This is a genomic window from Rhodopseudomonas sp. (assembly GCF_013377015.1).
GTDB lineage: Bacteria > Pseudomonadota > Alphaproteobacteria > Rhizobiales > Xanthobacteraceae > JARJEH01.
Genome location: NZ_JACABA010000006.1, coordinates 39,158 through 57,117, shown reverse-complemented (window position 1 = coordinate 57,117; position 17,960 = coordinate 39,158). Strand labels below are relative to the sequence as shown.

Below are 17,960 nucleotides of genomic sequence, written 5' to 3'. Positions count from 1 at the left end.
TCCGAAAGACCCCTCATGGCTGGCTTTCACTTCCGCTTGTCTCACAAGATCGCGGCGATCGGGGCCGTCGGCCTGATTGGTCTCCTGGCATTCGGGGCGATCCAACAGATCGGCACCCGGGCACAGGACGCGTCGCGCGCCATCGCCGACAGCGCCAGCAGGATTTCAGACCTGAATGACCGCCTGCTGGTGGACATGCTGGAAGCACGGCGAGCCGAAAAGGACTTTCTGCTGCGCCGGGATGAGAGCTATGCCAAACGACACGCCGATCTGTCCGCATCGATCGGCAGCGACTTCGAAAGATTGAATGGCCTGCTAGCGGCAAGCAAGAGCGACCAGCTTCTCGGCAAGGCCGCCGCGGCCCGGAATGGCTATGCCGCCTATGCGGGTGAATTCGGCGCGACGGTTCGAGCCGAGTTGAAGATCGGACTGAACGAAAAGATCGGACTGTCAGGATCGCTGCGGTCCGCGGTTCACGCCATCGAAGCGAAGCTGAACCAGATCGACAATCCGAAGCTCAGCAACGGGATGTTGATGATGCGCCGGCATGAGAAAGACTTCATGTTGCGGCGCGATCCCAAATACGTCGGTGAATTGAAGAAAACCGCCACGGAATTCGCAACGGCAGTGGCGGCCGCGGACATCGCTCCGGCGACCAGGGCCGAGATCGTTCAGAATCTCGACGCCTATCAACGGGAATTCCTGGCCTGGGTCGACGGATCCTTGGAGGCTGCGAAACGAAGCGCTGCGATGTCCAAGACGTTTCGCGAGATCGAGCCTGTGATCGCCGAGGTCCGCCACGACGTCGAACAAATGCACCGCGGCGCCATCGCAACGGAGAATGGCCTGCGGGAATCGACAAAGCTGTGGCTTCTGATCGCGCTGGGTTTGACGACCGTTCTGGTCGGCACGATTTCGACGCTGATGGGTCGCTCGATCTCCAGGGCGCTGTCGCGAATGGTGGGCGCGATGACGGCGCTCGCCGGCGGCAATTCCGCGGTCGCTATTCCGGGCGTCGATCGTCATGACGAGATCGGCGAAATGGCCGCCGCGGTAGGGGTGTTCAAGAACAACATGATCGAGGCCGACCGGTTGCGCGCCGAACGGGCGGACATTGAAGCGCGCCAGTCCGCCCAGCGCAGGAACGACATGTGCCGGCTGGCCGACGATTTCGAGGGCGCAGTCGGCGAGATCGTCGAGACCGTGTCCTCGGCCTCGACCGAACTCGAAATGTCGGCGGCCTCGTTGACCTCGACCGCCGAGCGGTCGCAGCAACTCGCCACGGTAGTGGCTGCGGCTTCGGAAGAAGCCTCGACCAATGTTCAATCGGTGGCGTCGGCGACCGAAGAAATGTCGTCGTCGGTGAATGAGATCAGTCGCCAGGTTCAGGAATCGTCGCGCATCGCCAGCGAGGCGGTGGATCAGGCCCGTAAGACCAACGACAGCGTCGGCGAATTGTCCCAGGCGGCCGCCCGGATCGGAGATGTGGTGGAACTGATCAATACCATCGCCGGCCAGACCAACCTCTTGGCGCTGAACGCCACGATCGAGGCGGCGCGCGCTGGTGAGGCCGGCCGCGGCTTTGCCGTGGTCGCCTCCGAGGTCAAGTTGCTGGCCGAACAGACCGCGAAAGCGACCGGCGAGATCAGCCAGCAGATCAATGGCATCCAGACCGCAACCCAAGGCTCGGTGGCGGCAATCAGGGAAATCAGCGCCACCATCGGCCGGATGTCTGAAATTTCAGCCACCATTGCCTCGGCGGTGGAGCATCAGGGGGCGGCAACGCAGGAGATTTCCCGCAACGTGCAGCAGGCGGCGCAAGGCACCGAGCAGGTGAGTTCGAACATCTCCGAAGTGCAGCGCGGCGCCAGCGAGACCGGCACGGCGTCGGCACAGGTACTGTCGGCCGCGCAGACCCTGTCGCGCGACAGCAGCCGGCTGAAGGTGGAAGTCGGCAAATTCCTGAATTCGGTCCGCGCCGCCTGACGGGCGCATCTGCCGCGGCCGCCGATCCCGCAAGAGCGGTCTGGCTAGGTTGATCCACCCAGGTGGTCAGACGCTGTGTCGTTGGGGCATGGGCAATGGTGCCCAGGAAAGGACTCGAACCTTCACGGCCGTTAAGCCACTGGCACCTGAAGCCAGCGCGTCTACCAATTCCGCCACCTGGGCCCGGGCGGGTTAGTACGGATCGGCCGGGCGCTTGTCAAATCGGTGACACCGAAGCCTGATCGGCTATACACCGTTTGGTTGACGGCGGATCGCGAAACCGCCAAAACTCGATCCTCTCCTCGATTTCGACCCGATCAGGACGCAGCCCATGGCCTCGAATTTGGACACCCTCGTCACGGTATTCGGCGGCTCAGGCTTTCTCGGCCGGCATGTCGTCGGCGCGCTGGCGCGGCGCGATTTCCGAATCAGGGTCGCGGTGCGGCGGCCGGACCTCGCGGGGCATCTGCAGCCGCTCGGCAAGGTTGGGCAGATCCACGCGGTGCAGGCCAATCTGCGCTATCCCGATTCTGTGCAGGCGGCGATGCGGGAGTCCCACGTCGCCATCAATCTGGTCGGGATCCTGGCCGAGGGCGGCGCGCAGAAATTCGACGTGGTGCAAGCCAAGGGCGCCGCTGCGATCGCCACCGCGGCAGCCAGCATCGGCGCGCGGATAGTGCACGTCTCGGCGATCGGCGCCGATGAAAATTCGGCCTCGGGCTATGCGCGCTCCAAGGCCGCCGGCGAACGGGCGGTGCTGGCCGCGGTGCCGGACGCCGTGATTTTCCGGCCTTCGGTGGTGTTCGGCCCGGAAGATGCGTTCACCAACCGCTTCGCGGCGCTGGCGCGGGTGTCTCCGGTGGTGCCGCTGGTTGGCGCCGACACAAAGTTGCAGCCGGTCTATGTCGGCGACGTCGCCACCGCGATCGCCGAGGCGGTCGAGGGCCGCGCCAAGGCCGGGGCGACCTACGAACTGGGTGGTCCAGAAGTTCTGACCATGCGCGAGATCATCGAGCTGATCCTGGTGACGATCGATCGGCGGCGCCTGCTGGTGCCGCTGCCGTCCGCGCTGGCGAGCCTGCAGGCGATGCTGCTGCAATTCGCTCCTGGTGGCCTGAAACTGACGCCCGATCAGGTGGCGCTGCTGCGGGTCGACAATGTGGTGTCCGATGCCGCCAAGGCGGCCGGGCTGACGCTGCAAGGTCTCGGGATTACCCCGGAATCGCTCCAGGCGATCGTGCCCTCATATCTTTGGCGGTTCCGCAAGACCGGCCAGTTCGCGCGCAAGAGCGCGTAAGGCTGCGCCGGCGTTTCGCCGGGCCCGCCGAAGCCCTACCTTCCCAACGCCAGCGCGATCAGGCCGAGGGTGCCGACGATCACGCGCCACCACGCGAACAGCACGAAGCCGTGCCGCGTGACGTAATCCAGGAAGGTCTTGACCACGATCGCGGCGGTGACGAACGACACCGCGAAGCCGATCGCCACGAGCACCGAGTGATCCATCGTCATCTCGCCGCGATTCTTATAGAGATCGTAAACGAACGCGCCAACCATGGTGGGGATCGCGAGAAAGAACGAAAATTCAGCCGCCGAGCGCTTGTCGGCACCGAGCAGCATCGCCGCGACGATGCTGGCGCCGGAACGCGACACGCCGGGGATCATCGCCAGGCACTGCGCGCAACCGATGTAGAAATACATCGGCAGCGGGAAGATCGTGGCGTCGTGTTCGTGCGGATGCAGATCGAGCTGGTCGACCCACAGCAGGATGGCGCCGCCGACGATCAGCGAAAAGCACACCACCCAAGGGTTGAACAGGTACATCTTGATGTAGCTGCCGGCCACAGCGCCGATCAGCGCCGCGGGCAGGAACGCCACCAGCACCCCGATCACGAACCGCCGCGAGTCCGGGTCGGAAGGCAAGCTCAGCGCGATCCGCCACAATTTCATGAAATAGATCGACAGGATGGCGAGAATCGCGCCGAGCTGGATCAGCACCGCGAAGCTTTTCCAGAAATGATCCTCGCCGAGGTCGAAAATGCGCTCCATCAGCAACAGATGGCCGGTCGAAGAGACCGGGAGAAACTCCGTGACGCCTTCGACGACGCCGAGGATCACGGCCCTGAGTGTATCGGAAATCATGAAAAGGTCCGCGATGAGGGCGCAGGCTGGCCAAAGCCGCGCCGTTCTCGCTTATTCGCCCGCGCGCCGCAACGGCAAAAGCACGGAATTGTGGCCTTGCCTCACCGGCGCGCGCGGCTAGTGTCCCGAATCCGGACTTCGCCAGGCGCTGCGGCATGTTCCTGTTGCGAGTGCCGGATTCGATCGGAGCTCGCATTCGATGATTCTGGCGTTATTTTGCTTCGGAAGTCGGCTTGAACAACGCGGCGCGATGGTGAAGACAGGGTCTGAGCCACCACACTCGGATAGCGCCGCTGCGAGCCCGGGCCACACCGATTCAGCGACGATTTGTTAAGCCCTTCGAAACTATCAAGGTCGCCATGTACACCCTGTTCCATCACCCGTTCTGCCCGCAGTCGCGGTTCGTCCGCCTCGCGCTCGGCGAACATGGCCTCGATCTGAGGTTGGTGGAGGAGCGCGCCTGGGAGCGCCGCGCCGCGTTCCTGACGCTGAATCCGGCCGGGACCACGCCAGTGCTGGTCACCGAGGGCCGCCCGGCGATTCCCGGCGCCGGCATTATCGGCGAGTTCCTCGACGAGACCCATGGCGCCGCGCTCGGCGAACGCCGGCTGCTGCCGCAATCGATGGGCGACCGGATCGAGGTGCGGCGGCTGATGTCGTGGTTCAACGACAAGTTCTTCGAGGAGGCCAGCGGCCCGCTGGTGACCGAGCGGATCTACAAGCGCTTCATGAGCGAGGAAGACGGCGGCGGCCCGCCGGCGATGGACGTGATTCGCGCCGCTACCGCCAATGTGCGCTATCATCTGGCTTATATCGGCTGGCTGGCGCGGACCCGGAATTTCCTCGCCGGCGACCGCCTGAGCTACGCCGATCTCGCCGCCGCGGCGCATCTGTCGGCGATCGATTATCTGGGCGACGTGCCATGGAGCGAGGACGAGGCGGCAAAGGCCTGGTACGCGCGGATCAAGTCCCGCCCGTCGTTCCGCCCGCTGCTGAGCGAATGGCTGGCCGGCGTTCCGGCATCGCGGACCTATGTCGATCTGGATTTCTGAGGTCGCGCGGTATTGATCGCGCTGCGCCTACTACAATGGCAGCGCACCCCCTCTCCCGTGGGGAGAGGGTTGGGGTGAGGGGGTACGCCCTCTCGTTCGGCGAAAACCCCTCACCCGGATCGCTTTGCGATCCGACCTCTCCCTATGGGAGAGGTGAAGCTCGCGGCGCGCGTGTGCAAATTTCATGAGCGAGCGTTTGAAGCACGCCCTGATCGCGCAGGCCCGTGCGCTCGGCTTCGATTCGCTCGGCATTGCAGCGCCGGATTCAATCGCCGGCGCCGGCGAGCGGTTTCGCGACTTCGTCGCATCAGGCATGCATGGCGAGATGGAATGGCTTGCAGCCCATCCCGAGCGCCGCGCCGACCCGCGCGCGATGTGGGGCGAGGTTCGCTCGGTGATCATGCTCGGCATGAACTACGCGCCCGACGCCGATCCGCTCGCGCTGCTGCGGCAGCGCGACCGCGGCGCGATCTCGGTCTACGCGCAAGGCGACGATTATCACGACCTGATCAAGCCGCGGCTGAAGCAGCTGGCGCGCTGGCTAATCGGGTCCGCCGGCGGCGACGTCAAAGTGTTCGTCGACACCGCGGCGGTGATGGAAAAGCCGTTGGCGCAGGCCGCGGGTCTCGGCTGGCAGGGCAAGCACACCAATCTGGTGTCGCGCGAGTTCGGCTCCTGGCTGTTTCTCGGCGCGATCTTCACCACGCTGGATCTGCCGCGCGACCCACCCGATGCCGACCATTGCGGCTCGTGCCGGGCCTGCCTCGACGCCTGCCCGACCGACGCGTTTCCGGCGCCGTACCGGCTCGATGCGCGGCGCTGCATCTCGTATCTGACCATTGAGCTGAAGGGGCCGATCCCGCAGGAGTTTCGCAAGGCCATCGGCAACCGAATCTATGGCTGCGACGACTGTCTCGCGGTCTGCCCCTGGAACAAATTCGCCCAGGCCGGCCACGAGACCAAGCTCGCCGCGCGCGCGGCGCTGCGCGCGCCGTCGCTAGCGGAACTATCGCGATTGGACGATCAGGCCTTTCGCGCGCTGTTCGCCAAATCGCCGGTGAAGCGCATCGGCCGCGACCGCTTCATCCGCAACGTTCTAATCGCCATCGGCAATTCGGGCGATGCGGGGCTGACGGACGAGGCCGCGCGGTTGCTCGACGATTCCAACCCACTGGTACGCGGCGCAGCGATCTGGGCACTGGCGCAATTGCTGTCGGCGGCAGATTTCGCGGCGCAGGCGTCCGCGTGCCAGGCAAGTGAATCCGATGCAAGCGTTCGCAGCGAATGGCAGCCTTCAAGTTCGTCATGGCCGGGCTTGTCCCGGCCATCCACGGAAACAGGCACTGCGCTCATGGCCGTGGATGCCCGGGACAAGCCCGGGCAAGATGACCTCTAACGATCATGCGCGGGGCTCAGCAAAACTCCGTTACTGCCGCGATGACCCTCGCGAGGTCCTGCGGGCGCGACAGCCGGTGATCGCCGTCCTGTATCAGGGTCAGCACCACGTCGTCGCTCGGCAGCCGGTCGGCGAGCGCGAAGGCATGCCGCCATGGCACGTCGGGGTCCTGCGCGCCCTGCAGGATGCGAACCGGGCAGCCTAGCTCGATGGCACTGCCGAGCACGAGGTGGTTGCGGCCGTCCTCTATCAAGGCTCGCGTAATCGGATAGGGCTCGCCATAATCCGAGGGGCGCAGCCAGACTCCGGTGGTCTCGATCTCCGCGCGGATCTCCGGTGGAAATGCCTTCCACATCAGCTCCTCGGTAAAATCCGGCGCCGGCGCGATCAGCACCAAAGCGGCCAGGCTGGCCCGCCCGGCGGCGCGTCGCGCCAGTTCGCGCGCCAGCAGCAGCGCGATCCAGCCGCCCATCGAGGATCCGACCACGATCTGCGGGCCGGCGCAGCAGGCGTCGAACACCGCCAGGCTCTCTTCCAGCCAGCGCCCGATAGTGCCGTCGGCGAATGCGCCGCCCGACTCGCCATGGCCCGAATAGTCGAACCGGACCATGGCGCGGCCCTGCCCGGCCGCCCACTCGTCCAGCGCCACCGCTTTGGTGCCCTTCATGTCGGAATTGAAGCCGCAGAGCCACAGCAGGCCAGGCGCCGACCCCGACCGGGCCCGCACCGCTATCAGGCGCTGATCGGAACCGCTGCCGACCGCGATGAAGGTCGGGTTCTGTCCGGTGGGGCTGGATAGACTGGTCATCGACGAACCTCGCTGCAGAGGGCTGTTTGCGTCAGACCCTCATTCACCGTCAACAGCACCAAGCATCCGCGTACGACCTTGAACCGCCGGTTTGGCTCCCGGACAGCCAATCAGCGGTCGCGGCATCCAAATCCTTCCCCAACTGACTAAAATGCCACGTCACGGTTGGTTTTTCCGGCGTTAGGCGGAAGTCTGCTTGCCGGTTCGGGCTTATTCCTTCACACTGATCTGCGATCAGCAAAAGCATGGCCTCGGATTTGTCCCGGGGACGACTTCGGTTTTGCGTCAAGTCGCGCTCTGACCTATATGGAGCGCATGATCTGATCGCTTAAGCCGACGCTTTGACGGATCATTCGCCGCCGACATTCACAATATTGGAGAGCCACCCATTCGCCGTCCCAACAGAGCCCCGCCCGCCGCAACCAAAGACGGGCCGCGCACCAATGATGAAATCCGCAACGCACAGGTTCAGCTGATCGATCAGACAGGCCTCAATCACGGCACTGTCGAAACGGCGACCGCTGTGAAAATGGCGATGGAAGCCGGCATGGATCTGGTCGAGATTTCGCCCAACACCAGTCCTCCCGTTTGCAAGATCATGGATTACGGGAAGTTCAAGTATTCGGCCCAGAAAAAGGCCGCGGAAGCCCGCAAGAAGCAGAAGATCGTCGAGATCAAGGAGATCAAGCTGCGGCCGATGATCGACGATCACGACTACGAAGTGAAGATGCGGGCGATGCAGCGGTTCTTCGAGGAAGGCGACAAGGTCAAGATCACCTTGCGCTATCGCGGCCGCGAAATGGCGCATCAGGAAATCGGCACCAAGCTGCTGGACAAGGTCAAGGCCGACGTCGCCGAATACGCCAAGGTCGAGCAGGACGCGCGCTTCGAAGGCCGCCAGGTCGTCATGGTGCTGGCGCCGCGCTGATCGCACCCTCCGCCGTTTTGAGTTTTGGCCCGTCAGATCAAGCGATCTGGCGGGCCATTTTCTTTGCGAAGCTGGATCGCAGCAATGCCCGGCCCGGCGAAGCGGCGTTTGGTGGCTACCCCCGCGACGCTTGCCACCGCCCGCTGCAGTTGCCGCTGGACAGCCGCGCCGACCAGCGCCCGCCACCGGAAACCCCGCCGAGCCGGCCGGTGCCTGTGGCGACCGAGCCACCCGCCGAGATCCGCACCGCAACGCCGCCGCCGCGCCCGACGCTGCCGGAGACGTCCGCCGCGCCTGCCGACGAGATCCGGCCGCCCTCGACCCGGAACGGGTAGCTGTAGGCGGGATCGCAACTGCCGGCCTGGGTGATGATCAGCACATTCCAGATCCCGTCATACCCGCCGCCGCTGGCCCTGCGGGCATTGGCGACATCTGGCGTGGTAACGGCCCCGGCCAGCAGCGCGGTGACCAAAAGACCCCAGCACAGCGCGCGGGTCGGCCTGAATGGGGTCAAAAAGGCGTTCAGACGAGTGAAAAACATCCTCGGGCTCCCTGAAAGTGGGGCCAATCGACCAATGATGAGGCGACCGGCCTCGGCAATACGGTTCCGCGTTAAACATTGCCAATCTGATGCGGCTCTGCCATAAGCGCAACCTTCATCGCCCGGCTGATCAAGGGCTGCCGTGTCGATGCCCGTGCCGATCCTGTCCGTCAGGACAAAAATCGAGCACTTTCAACGCTCTAACGAGCATTTTAGCCGGCCATGCCGCCTTCCGGGGCGGTTTTGCGTGCGGCCACAGGAGAGCCAAATGCCCAAGCTGAAGACCAAATCGGGCGCTAAGAAGCGCTTCAAAGTCACCGGGACCGGCAAAGTGATGTCGGCCCACGCCGGCAAGCGCCACGGTATGATCAAGCGGACGAAGAAGCAGATTCGTCAGCTGCGCGGCACCCGCGTGCTGTTCAAGACCGACGGCGACAACATCAAGAAGTATTTCTTGCCGAACGCCTGACCGTTCACGCCGCATCCAGCGGCAACCTCATCGGGTCGCGTTCGCGCGACCGTCTCAGCAAATCCAGATGAAGGAGATCAGTCATGGCTCGCGTAAAACGCGGTGTGACGGCTCACGCCAAGCATAAGAAGGTCTACAAGCTCGCCAAGGGTTTCCGCGGCCGGCGCAAGAACACCATCCGCACCGCCAAGGCGGCGGTCGAGAAGGCGGCGCAATACGCATTCCGCGACCGCAAGCGCAAGAAGCGCACCTTCCGCGCACTGTGGATCCAGCGCATCAACGCCGCGGTCCGTCCGCTCGGCATGACCTACAGCGTGTTCATCAACGGCCTCGCCAAGTCCGGCGTGATGGTTGATCGCAAGGTGCTGTCGGATCTGGCGATCGCCGAACCCGCGGTGTTCCAGGCGATTGCCGAGAAGGCCAAGGCCGCGCTGGCGGCCTGAGGCCGATACCCACTGCGGACAGCGTCCGCATCGTGGTTCGGTAAACCTCTGAAGTCGTCATGGCCGGGCAAAAGCGCGAAGCGCGTCTTCGCTAAATCGCCCCGGCCATTCACGTCTTCTGATTCACCAATGCTGTAAGACGTGGATGCCCGGGACAAGCCCGGGCATGACGGACTAGGGGCACCCGGTTCAGCATCCTAGTCAAAAGGATCGCCATGACCGACCTCTCTCAACTGCAATCCCAAATCCTCACCGATATCGCCGCCGCCGACGACGAGGCTGCGCTCGAAGCGGTGCGGGTCGGCGCGCTCGGCAAGAAGGGTTCGATCTCGGCGCTACTATCGACGCTGGGCAAGATGTCGCCGGAACAGCGCAAGACCGAAGGCGCGGCGATCAACCTCGCCAAGGACGCGGTGACGCAGGCGCTCACCGCGCGCCGGGACATTCTGAAGGCCGCAGCGCTCGATGCGCGGCTGGCATCGGAGACCATCGACGTCACCCTGCCGCTGCGCGACACCCCGGCCGAGCAGGGCCGGATTCATCCGCTCAGCCAGGTGATGGACGAACTCACCACCATCTTCGCCGACATGGGCTTCGCGATCGCCGAAGGCCCGGACGTCGAGACCGACGACTACAACTTCACCAAGCTGAATTTCCCCGAAGGCCATCCGGCCCGGGAGATGCACGACACCTTTTACTTCAATCCGAAGCCGGACGGCTCGCGGCTGCTGCTGCGCACCCATACCTCGCCGGTGCAGGTCCGCACCATGCTGACCCAGGCGCCGCCGATCCGGGTGATCTGTCCCGGGCGCACCTATCGCAGCGATTCCGATCAGACTCACACGCCGATGTTTCATCAGGTCGAGGGCCTCGTCATCGACAAGGGCTCGCATCTCGGCCATCTGAAATGGATCCTGCACGAATTCTGCAAGGCGTTCTTCGAGGTCGATAACATCAACATGCGGTTCCGGCCGTCGTTCTTCCCGTTCACCGAACCGTCGCTGGAAGTCGACATCCAGTGCCGCCGCGACAAGGGCGAGATCCGGTTCGGTGAGGGCGAGGACTGGCTGGAGATTCTCGGCTGCGGCATGGTGCATCCGAACGTGCTGACCGCCTGCGGCATTGATCCGGACGTCTATCAGGGCTTCGCCTGGGGCATGGGCATCGACCGCATCGCTATGCTGAAATACGGCATGAGCGACCTGCGGCAATTGTTCGAGGGCGACGGGCGCTGGCTCAATCACTACGGCTTCAAGCCGCTCGACGTCCCGACGCTGGCGGGAGGTCTGAGCTCGTGACGGCGCCAAGCTTGTTCGCTTCGGTTCGCTGCTCCGCCCCTCCCCAACCCTCCCCCACAAGGGGAGAGGGAGTCGCAAAGCAATTCCATTTTTTGGCAATTGATGGTCACATTGGCCAAATCGAGCGGGATTCTGTTCCCTCCCCCCTTGTGGGGGAGGGTCAGGGAGGGGGGTGGCTGCAGATGCCCCACGCCAAAGTCAGCCAACGTCAACGCGACAGAGCCAAACAGCTACGGCAGGCAATGACACCAGCCGAGACCCTGCTCTGGCGTTATCTCAAAGCCCATCGCATCGATGGATTGGGCTTTCGCCGTCAAATGCCGTTCAATAATTACATCGCTGATTTCGTCTGCCTTGCAGCGAAGCTTATCGTCGAGTTGGACGGCGAATCCCATAACTTCCAATCTCAGATGCAGGCCGACGTCGCTCGCGACGCATTCTTTGCGAACGAGGGCTTTGCAGTCCTGCGCTTCACTAACGATCAGGTGATGTCGAATCTGGAAGGCGTGGTGGAGGTCATTCGGCAAACAGCCGGCGCACGCATGCGCGGCTTACCCCCCTCCCTAACCCTCCCCCACAAGGGGGGAGGGAACCGTGGACTGAAACGCAGTGCGCGTTCAGACGGAAGTAACCTGTCATGAAATTCTCGCTCTCCTGGCTGAAAGATCATCTCGACACCGACGCGCCGTTGGAAGCGCTGGCCGAGCGGCTGACCATGATCGGGCTCGAGGTCGAGCATATCGAGGACAAGGCGAAGGCGCTGAAGCCGTTCACCATCGCGCGGGTGATCTCGGCCGAGCAGCATCCCAATGCGGATCGGCTGCGGGTCTGCATGGTCGATACCGGCCATGGCGCCGAGCCGGTGCAGGTGGTGTGCGGGGCGCCGAATGCGCGCGCCGGCCTCGTCAGCGTGTTCTCGCCGCCCGGCACCTATATTCCGGCGAAGAACATCACGCTCAGCATCGGCAGCATTCGCGGCGTCGAGAGCCGCGGCATGTTGTGCTCGGCCGCCGAACTGGGAATCTCCGAGGACCATGACGGCATCATGGAACTGCCGGTCGGCGCGCCGATCGGCGCCGGCTATGCCGAATGGGCCGGGCTCGGCGATCCGGTGCTGGAAATCAACCTGACGCCAAACCGGCAGGATTGCACCGGCGTGCACGGCATCGCCCGCGATCTCGCCGCCGCCGACATCGGCAAGTTGAAGGACCCGGCGATCAAGCCGATCAAGGGCGAATTCCCCTGCCCGGTGATGGTGATGGTCGAGGACCAGACGCTGTGTCCGGGCTTCGCGCTGCGGCTGGTACGCGGCGTGAAAAACGGCCCGTCGCCGGAATGGCTGCAAAAGCGCCTGGTCTCGATCGGGCTGCGGCCGATCAATGCGCTGGTCGACATCACCAATTTCATGACCTTCGACCGCGGCCGGCCGCTTCATGTGTTCGACGCCGCCAAGGTGAAGGGCAACCTCACAGTGCGCCGCGCCCATGACGGCGAGACGCTGCTGGCGCTCGACGGCCGCACCTACACGCTCGACGGCAAGGTCTGCGTCATCGCCGACGACCACGGCGTCGAGTCGCTGGCCGGCATCATGGGCGGCGAAGCCTCCGGCTGTTCGGAACAGACCACCGACGTGCTGATCGAATCGGCGCTGTGGAACGAGATCAACATCGCGCAGACCGGCCGCAGGCTCGGGATCAATTCGGACGCGCGCTATCGCTTCGAGCGCGGCGTCGATCCCGCCTTCATGGTGCCGGGACTCGAAATGGCGACCCGACTGGTGCTCGAAATGTGCGGCGGCACGCCGTCGGAGGTCGTCAAGGTCGGCAATGCGTTCGGCGACGATCGGGTGATCGATTTCCCGCTCGCCGAGGTCAAGCGCCTCGCCGGCATCGACGTGCCGCTGGTCGAGATGCGGATGATCCTGACCCGGCTCGGCTTCACTCTCGCCGGCAATGGCCCGGTGATGAAGGTCGCTATCCCGTCATGGCGCAGCGACGTCCATGGCAAGGCCGACATCGTCGAGGAAATCGTTCGCATTTTCGGCGTCGACAAGGTGCCGATGACGCCATTCGAGCGTGGCGATGCGCCGCGCAAGCCGGTGCTGACCCAGATCCAGTTGCGCACCCGCCGCGCCAAGCGCGCGCTCGCCGCGCGCGGGCTGGTCGAGGCGGTGACCTGGTCGTTCATCTCCAAGCCCCACGCCGAAGCGTTCGGCGGCGGCGCACCCGAGCTGGCGCTGGCCAATCCGATCGCTGCCGACCTCTCCGACATGCGCCCGAGCCTGTTGCCGAGCCTGATAGCCGCCGCGCAGGCCAACGCTGATCGTGGCGTCTCCGATCTGGCGCTGTTCGAGGTCGGCCAGATCTTCAAGGGCGACCGGCCGCAGGACCAGTTCGTCGCCGCCAGCGGCATCCGCCGCGGCTTCGCGTCGTCGAACGGACTCGGCCGGCACTGGTCCGGCTCGGCCATCGCCGACGCGCTCGACGCCAAGGCCGATGCGTTCGCCGTGCTGGCCGCCGCCGGCGCGCCGATGCAGGCGCTGCAGGTGACGCCGGGCGGCGCCAGCTGGCTGCATCCGGGCCGCTCCGGCACCATCCAGATCGGGCCGCAGAATATCCTCGGCTATTTCGGCGAGTTGCATCCGCGCACGCTGGAAGCGCTCGGCGCCGACGGCCCGCTGATCGCCTTTGAGATGATCCTCGACAAGATTCCCGACGCCAAGCAGAAGCCGACCCGCGCCAAGCCAGTGCTGGAGCTGTCGGCATTCCAGCCGGTGTCGCGCGACTTCGCCTTCATCGTCGATCGCGGCGTCCGCGCCTGCGACATCGTCCGCGCCGCGCAGGGCGTCGACAAGAAGCTGATCACCGCGGTCAGCGTGTTCGACGTCTATGAGGGCAAGGGCATCGACGACGGCAAGAAATCGGTCGCCATCGCGGTGACGATCCAGCCGCGCGAAAAGACGCTGACCGATCAGGAGATTGATGCGGTCGGCGCCAAGATCGTCGCCGAGGTGACGAAGAAGACCGGCGGCGCGCTGCGCGGGTGATGGCTTGGCGCTCAAGGCGACGGCGGCATCCGGGTCGGAACCGGAGGCGGCTCGCGCCAGGCGCCGGCGTTGCGCCCGGCGATCATCCAGTAGATCACCCCGCCGAGAATTCCGGCCCCGGTCATGATTTCGAGGTGACGGCGAATGATGCCGTCGAACCGCATCGTCGCCGGATCGAACGGGATCAGCCCCAGATAGCAGGCGAGCCCGACCGCGGCGCCTCCGAGCGCATAGGCCAATGCGCTGCGGATGTAGAACGCCTCGGTGACCACCACGACGATCAGCGCCGGCAACAACGCGAAGCCGCTGACGAAAATGAAGCCGAAGCCAAGCAGGATATTGAGCGCATCCTGATCGACCGGTCCGGCGCTGATCTCGCTGAACTCCGGATACAGCACCGCGCCGACCACAACGATCCCGGCCGCCATCGAGGCGATGATGAATCCGAACGCGATCACGAACAGCCGGCCGATCAGGGACATGGGCGATCCAATTGCGAAGTGGCAATTGCTGACGGCTCACAACACGCAAAGCCCCTCATCCTGAGGAGCCCGGCGCAGCCCTCAGGGCGAAGTCGGGCGTCTCGAAGGATGAGGATGTTCAGCTCATGGTTCGAGACGCGCGCCCAGGGCGCGCTCCTCACCATGAGGGCTGGATTGCGCGGCGCGCGCATCAATCCGTCATCGCCATCGCGCGCAGCGCGTCGCGTTCGCGCACCGACAGTTTCTCGGTCTCGGATTTCAGCTGGCCGCAGGCGGCCAGGATGTCGCGGCCGCGCGGGGTGCGTACCGGCGAGGAGTAGCCGGCGTTGAAGATGTATTCCGAGAATTTCTCGATCTGGGCCCAGTCCGAACATTCGTATTTGGTGCCCGGCCACGGATTGAACGGGATCAGGTTGATCTTGGCCGGGATGCCTTTCAGCATCTTCACCAGCAGCTTGGCGTCGTCGAGCGAATCGTTGACGCCCTTCAGCATCACATATTCGAAGGTGATGCGCCGCGCGTTCGAGGCGCCGGGATAGTCGCGGCAGGCCTGCAGCAATTCCGCCAGCGGATATTTCTTGTTCAGCGGCACCAGTTCGTCGCGCAATTCGTCGCGCACCGCGTGCAGCGAGATCGCCAGCATCACGCCGATTTCGTCACCGGTGCGGATGATGTTCGGCACCACCCCGGAGGTCGACAGCGTGACGCGGCGGCGCGAGATGCCGATGCCTTCATTGTCGGAAACGATCAGCAGTGCGTCGCGCACCGCCTCGAAATTGTACAGCGGCTCGCCCATCCCCATCATCACCACATTGGTGACGAGGCGGTTGCCATTCGGGGTCTCGCGGTCGGCCCAATCGTTGAGGCGATCCCGCGCCACCATCACCTGGCCGACGATCTCGCCGGCGGTGAGGTTGCGCACCAGCCGCTGGGTGCCGGTGTGGCAGAACGAGCAATTCAGCGTGCAGCCGACCTGGCTGGAGACGCACAGCGTGCCGCGATCGGTTTCCGGGATATAGACGCATTCGACTTCGTGGGCTTTTTCAACCGAGTCCCCGCTGGGCAGCCGCAGCAGCCATTTGCGGGTGCCGTCATTGGAGATCTGTTCGGCCACCACTTCGGGCCGCGCCACCGTGAAATGCTGCGCGAGCTCGCCGCGCATCTCCTTGGAGATGCTGGTCATCTCGTCAAACGCCTGGGCGCCGCGGACATAGATCCAGTGCCATAGCTGCTGCGCCCGCATCTTGCGCTGGGCGGGCTGCACCCCGATGCGGCCGAGCTGCTCGGCCAGTTCCAGGCGCGACAATCCGATCAGCGACGGCTTGGCCGGCGCCACATAGGTTTCCAGCGCGGTCTTTTCGAGCGTGGCGCTTTCCGAGAGCATCGTCATTCACGGTCCAGGATCAGGGGAACTGCATTGCGCCGGCATTTCCGGCCATTTGGCCCCGCCGCCAGCTAGAACGTGGATGGCCGGGACGGGCCCGGCCATGACGACGAGAGTGATGCCCTATATAGCAACCAAGGCGGGGAATTGCGACCGGCTTAGCGCCGGCAATCCTGCGCCAGCCGGTCCAGCGCCTGGGACAGGCCCTTCAGCGAGAACGTGTCGGTGGTGGTGGTGCCTTTGGCGGAGACGCCGGTGACGGTGACGTCCGCCGCCTTGCGCATGGCTTCGACCAGTCGCTCCTCCTCGGCGGCGTTCTTGATCCAGATGCCGTCGCCCTGAGTGTACATCGCATAGCTGCCGCCGCCGACTTCCAAGGTGGATTCGGAACCCGGCTTGAGCGCGTAGCCGATCATCACCGAAACTTCGTTGAATACTTTTTCGGCCGGCCGTGTCGAGACGAACGCATAAGCGGGGTCGCGCGGGCGATTCGGCGGGTTGGTTTTCGACGATGACGGCTTGGCGAGCGCGAAACACACCTTCTTGCCGTTCGGTGTCGCCGTATAGGCGCCCCAGGTGCCGAACTGACCGATCAAGGTCGGCTCCGCGCCGCCGCCCGCTGTGCTCGCGACAGGCGCCGCCGCCGCTGGTTTGGCGGGCTTGCGCTTCGACGACTCGGCTTGCGCCGGCGCGACGCCGCACACCAACGTACCGACTGTAACAATACTCAATATTCGCCGCACGATCATGAGTACGTCTCGTCTCTCATCAATGTGACTGCAAGATGGCCCCACATCCGCGGTCGCGCTGATCTGCAATAGCCGGGAAAGCCTGATTTGGAAAGCCGACCGGCCGGTCGCGTCATCATCGAGCCGCTCCGTCGAATCAGATTGTAGCCTGCCGGCAAATCCGGCAAGAAGCAGGCAACTGTCTCGAGCCGAAGGTCAGGTGAAGCCAATGAAAGCCATTCTCTGCCAGCAATATTGCGGCCCCGACGATCTCGTGCTTGCGGACCTGCCCGATCCGGTCGCCGGTCCCGGCGAAGCGGTGATTGCGATCAAGGCCGCGGCGCTGAACTTCTTTGACCTGCTGATGATCCAGGGCAAGTACCAGATCAAGCCGCCATTCCCGTTCTCTCCGGCCGCCGAAGTCGCCGGCGTGATCGAAAGCATCGGCGCCGGCGTCACCGAACTGAAAGTCGGCGACCGCGTGGTGGCGTCCTGCGGCCATAACGGCGCGCGCGAAAAGATCGCGCTGCCCGCCGCATCGATCGTCAAGATTCCCGACAATCTGGATTTCGACCGCGCCGCCGGCATCATCATCATCTACGGCACCGCGCTGCATGCGCTGGAGGACCGCGCCAGCCCGAAGCCGGGCGAGACGCTCGCGGTGCTGGGCGCCGCCGGCGGCACCGGGCTGGCCGCCTGCGAACTCGGTAGACTGATGGGGCTGAAAGTCATTGCCTGCGCATCGTCCGACGAGAAGCTGGAATTCGCCAAACAGCACGGCGCCGAACTGACGCTGAACTACGCCAAGGAAGACCTCAAGGACGGTTTGAAGCGGCTGACCGGCGGCAAGGGCGCCGACATCATCTTCGATCCGGTCGGCGGCAGCTACGCCGAGGCCGCATTGCGGGCGATCGCCTGGGAAGGCCGCTTCCTGGTGATCGGTTTCGCCGCCGGCGAGATTCCCAAAATGCCGCTCAACCTCGCGCTGCTGAAAGGCTGCGACATCCGCGGCGTGTTCTGGGGCGCCTGGACCAAGCTCAACCCGCAGAAGAACATCGCCAATCTGAAGAAACTGGTGCAGTGGACCGCCGAGGGCAAAATCTCATCCCACGTCGACCGCACCTTCCCGCTGGCGCAGACCGCCGATGCGCTGAAAGTGCTCGCCGGCCGCCAGGCGATGGGCAAGGTGATCCTGCATCCGTGAAGATGCGGCAGTTCGCAGGGTAGGCTGAGCGAAACGAGCCCATCTTGGTTCACCGC

At 64.5% G+C, this 17,960-nt stretch carries 17 protein-coding genes and 1 tRNA gene; 11 read left to right on the top strand and 7 right to left on the bottom strand.

The features are described from left to right. The first annotated feature begins 15 nt into the window (after window positions 1-15). Complete coding sequence (locus HXX15_RS20285) at window positions 16-1,986, top strand: HAMP domain-containing methyl-accepting chemotaxis protein (protein ID WP_296518323.1); 1,971 nt, start codon at window positions 16-18, stop codon at window positions 1,984-1,986. Window positions 1,987-2,082: 96 nt separating this feature from the next. On the opposite strand, the gene HXX15_RS20280 is transcribed toward HXX15_RS20285, so the two are convergent. Beyond that, window positions 2,083-2,169: transfer RNA gene (locus HXX15_RS20280), tRNA-Leu, on the bottom strand. A gap of 148 nt (window positions 2,170-2,317) precedes the next feature. Between HXX15_RS20280 and HXX15_RS20275 the strand changes: the two genes are divergently transcribed. Continuing rightward, window positions 2,318-3,283: a complex I NDUFA9 subunit family protein gene (locus HXX15_RS20275; RefSeq protein WP_296518321.1), complete on the top strand. Its 966-nt coding sequence runs from the start codon at window positions 2,318-2,320 to the stop codon at window positions 3,281-3,283. A 35-nt stretch (window positions 3,284-3,318) separates the two neighbouring features. On the opposite strand, the gene HXX15_RS20270 is transcribed toward HXX15_RS20275, so the two are convergent. Further along, the gene (locus HXX15_RS20270; protein ID WP_296518320.1) at window positions 3,319-4,125 is read right to left on the bottom strand and encodes an undecaprenyl-diphosphate phosphatase; all 807 of its coding nucleotides are present in this window, start codon (window positions 4,123-4,125) and stop codon (window positions 3,319-3,321) included. A 359-nt stretch (window positions 4,126-4,484) separates the two neighbouring features. On the opposite strand from HXX15_RS20270, the gene HXX15_RS20265 reads away from it, so the two are divergent. Both HXX15_RS20265 and queG read left to right on the top strand, forming a co-directional pair. Next, the gene (locus HXX15_RS20265) at window positions 4,485-5,177 is read left to right on the top strand and encodes a glutathione S-transferase family protein (RefSeq protein ID WP_296518318.1); all 693 of its coding nucleotides are present in this window, start codon (window positions 4,485-4,487) and stop codon (window positions 5,175-5,177) included. A 184-nt stretch (window positions 5,178-5,361) separates the two neighbouring features. Next, window positions 5,362-6,573: a tRNA epoxyqueuosine(34) reductase QueG gene (queG, locus tag HXX15_RS20260; RefSeq protein WP_296518316.1), complete on the top strand. Its 1,212-nt coding sequence runs from the start codon at window positions 5,362-5,364 to the stop codon at window positions 6,571-6,573. 16 nt (window positions 6,574-6,589) lie between these two features. Here queG and HXX15_RS20255 read toward each other — a convergent pair whose 3' ends face one another. Further along, window positions 6,590-7,381: an alpha/beta hydrolase gene (locus tag HXX15_RS20255; protein WP_296518315.1), complete on the bottom strand. Its 792-nt coding sequence runs from the start codon at window positions 7,379-7,381 to the stop codon at window positions 6,590-6,592. 388 nt (window positions 7,382-7,769) lie between these two features. On the opposite strand from HXX15_RS20255, the gene infC reads away from it, so the two are divergent. After that, entirely contained in the window at window positions 7,770-8,309 is a 540-nt protein-coding gene (gene infC / locus HXX15_RS20250) for a translation initiation factor IF-3 (protein ID WP_265083902.1), read from the top strand. Window positions 8,310-8,424: 115 nt separating this feature from the next. Here infC and HXX15_RS20245 read toward each other — a convergent pair whose 3' ends face one another. After that, window positions 8,425-8,850 carry a hypothetical protein gene (locus HXX15_RS20245; protein WP_296518313.1) on the bottom strand — a complete coding sequence of 142 codons (426 nt, stop codon included), beginning with the start codon at window positions 8,848-8,850 and terminating at the stop codon, window positions 8,425-8,427. A 268-nt stretch (window positions 8,851-9,118) separates the two neighbouring features. Here HXX15_RS20245 and rpmI point away from each other — a divergent pair, with 268 nt between their 5' ends. The 5 genes from rpmI to pheT all read left to right on the top strand — a co-directional run bounded on the left by rpmI (window position 9,119) and on the right by pheT (window position 14,106). Next, the gene (gene rpmI / locus HXX15_RS20240; RefSeq protein WP_044405954.1) at window positions 9,119-9,319 is read left to right on the top strand and encodes a 50S ribosomal protein L35; all 201 of its coding nucleotides are present in this window, start codon (window positions 9,119-9,121) and stop codon (window positions 9,317-9,319) included. A gap of 83 nt (window positions 9,320-9,402) precedes the next feature. Then, a complete protein-coding gene (gene rplT, locus HXX15_RS20235; RefSeq protein ID WP_296518311.1) occupies window positions 9,403-9,762 on the top strand; it encodes a 50S ribosomal protein L20 in 360 nt (119 codons plus the stop codon). 215 nt (window positions 9,763-9,977) lie between these two features. Further along, window positions 9,978-11,060, top strand: coding sequence for a phenylalanine--tRNA ligase subunit alpha (gene pheS / locus HXX15_RS20230; RefSeq protein ID WP_296518310.1), 1,083 nt, complete (start codon window positions 9,978-9,980; stop codon window positions 11,058-11,060). 182 nt (window positions 11,061-11,242) lie between these two features. Next, window positions 11,243-11,701 carry an endonuclease domain-containing protein gene (locus HXX15_RS20225; RefSeq protein ID WP_296518308.1) on the top strand — a complete coding sequence of 153 codons (459 nt, stop codon included), beginning with the start codon at window positions 11,243-11,245 and terminating at the stop codon, window positions 11,699-11,701. After that, complete coding sequence (pheT, locus tag HXX15_RS20220) at window positions 11,698-14,106, top strand: phenylalanine--tRNA ligase subunit beta (protein ID WP_296518306.1); 2,409 nt, start codon at window positions 11,698-11,700, stop codon at window positions 14,104-14,106. Before HXX15_RS20225 ends, pheT begins: the two co-directional genes overlap by 4 nt. Before the next feature lie 11 nt (window positions 14,107-14,117). Here pheT and HXX15_RS20215 read toward each other — a convergent pair whose 3' ends face one another. From HXX15_RS20215 to HXX15_RS20205, 3 genes are all read right to left on the bottom strand, one after another. Beyond that, complete coding sequence (locus HXX15_RS20215) at window positions 14,118-14,588, bottom strand: hypothetical protein (protein WP_296518304.1); 471 nt, start codon at window positions 14,586-14,588, stop codon at window positions 14,118-14,120. 190 nt (window positions 14,589-14,778) lie between these two features. Next, the gene (gene rlmN / locus HXX15_RS20210; RefSeq protein ID WP_296518302.1) at window positions 14,779-15,978 is read right to left on the bottom strand and encodes a 23S rRNA (adenine(2503)-C(2))-methyltransferase RlmN; all 1,200 of its coding nucleotides are present in this window, start codon (window positions 15,976-15,978) and stop codon (window positions 14,779-14,781) included. A 152-nt stretch (window positions 15,979-16,130) separates the two neighbouring features. Then, window positions 16,131-16,721, bottom strand: a complete 591-nt coding sequence (locus tag HXX15_RS20205; protein ID WP_296518658.1) for an invasion associated locus B family protein — start codon at window positions 16,719-16,721, stop codon at window positions 16,131-16,133. Between the two features lie 208 nt (window positions 16,722-16,929). Between HXX15_RS20205 and HXX15_RS20200 the strand changes: the two genes are divergently transcribed. Next, window positions 16,930-17,904 (top strand): NADPH:quinone oxidoreductase family protein, encoded by a 975-nt coding sequence (locus tag HXX15_RS20200; RefSeq protein WP_296518299.1) that lies wholly within the window; start codon window positions 16,930-16,932, stop codon window positions 17,902-17,904. Window positions 17,905-17,960 lie beyond the last annotated feature (56 nt).

Bases quoted from the DNA above. Each gene is read 5' to 3' on its own strand.
- HXX15_RS20285 (WP_296518323.1), top strand. From the start codon at position 16: ATGGCTGGCTTTCACTTCCGCTTGTCTCACAAGATCGCGGCGATCGGG.
- rlmN (WP_296518302.1), bottom strand. From the start codon at position 15,978: ATGACGATGCTCTCGGAAAGCGCCACGCTCGAAAAGACCGCGCTGGAA.
- rplT (WP_296518311.1), top strand. From the start codon at position 9,403: ATGGCTCGCGTAAAACGCGGTGTGACGGCTCACGCCAAGCATAAGAAG.
- queG (WP_296518316.1), top strand. From the start codon at position 5,362: ATGAGCGAGCGTTTGAAGCACGCCCTGATCGCGCAGGCCCGTGCGCTC.
- HXX15_RS20255 (WP_296518315.1), bottom strand. From the start codon at position 7,381: ATGACCAGTCTATCCAGCCCCACCGGACAGAACCCGACCTTCATCGCG.
- rpmI (WP_044405954.1), top strand. From the start codon at position 9,119: ATGCCCAAGCTGAAGACCAAATCGGGCGCTAAGAAGCGCTTCAAAGTC.
- HXX15_RS20275 (WP_296518321.1), top strand. From the start codon at position 2,318: ATGGCCTCGAATTTGGACACCCTCGTCACGGTATTCGGCGGCTCAGGC.
- pheT (WP_296518306.1), top strand. From the start codon at position 11,698: ATGAAATTCTCGCTCTCCTGGCTGAAAGATCATCTCGACACCGACGCG.
- HXX15_RS20265 (WP_296518318.1), top strand. From the start codon at position 4,485: ATGTACACCCTGTTCCATCACCCGTTCTGCCCGCAGTCGCGGTTCGTC.
- HXX15_RS20270 (WP_296518320.1), bottom strand. From the start codon at position 4,125: ATGATTTCCGATACACTCAGGGCCGTGATCCTCGGCGTCGTCGAAGGC.
- HXX15_RS20200 (WP_296518299.1), top strand. From the start codon at position 16,930: ATGAAAGCCATTCTCTGCCAGCAATATTGCGGCCCCGACGATCTCGTG.
- HXX15_RS20205 (WP_296518658.1), bottom strand. From the start codon at position 16,721: ATGATCGTGCGGCGAATATTGAGTATTGTTACAGTCGGTACGTTGGTG.
- HXX15_RS20225 (WP_296518308.1), top strand. From the start codon at position 11,243: ATGCCCCACGCCAAAGTCAGCCAACGTCAACGCGACAGAGCCAAACAG.
- HXX15_RS20245 (WP_296518313.1), bottom strand. From the start codon at position 8,850: ATGTTTTTCACTCGTCTGAACGCCTTTTTGACCCCATTCAGGCCGACC.
- pheS (WP_296518310.1), top strand. From the start codon at position 9,978: ATGACCGACCTCTCTCAACTGCAATCCCAAATCCTCACCGATATCGCC.
- HXX15_RS20215 (WP_296518304.1), bottom strand. From the start codon at position 14,588: ATGTCCCTGATCGGCCGGCTGTTCGTGATCGCGTTCGGATTCATCATC.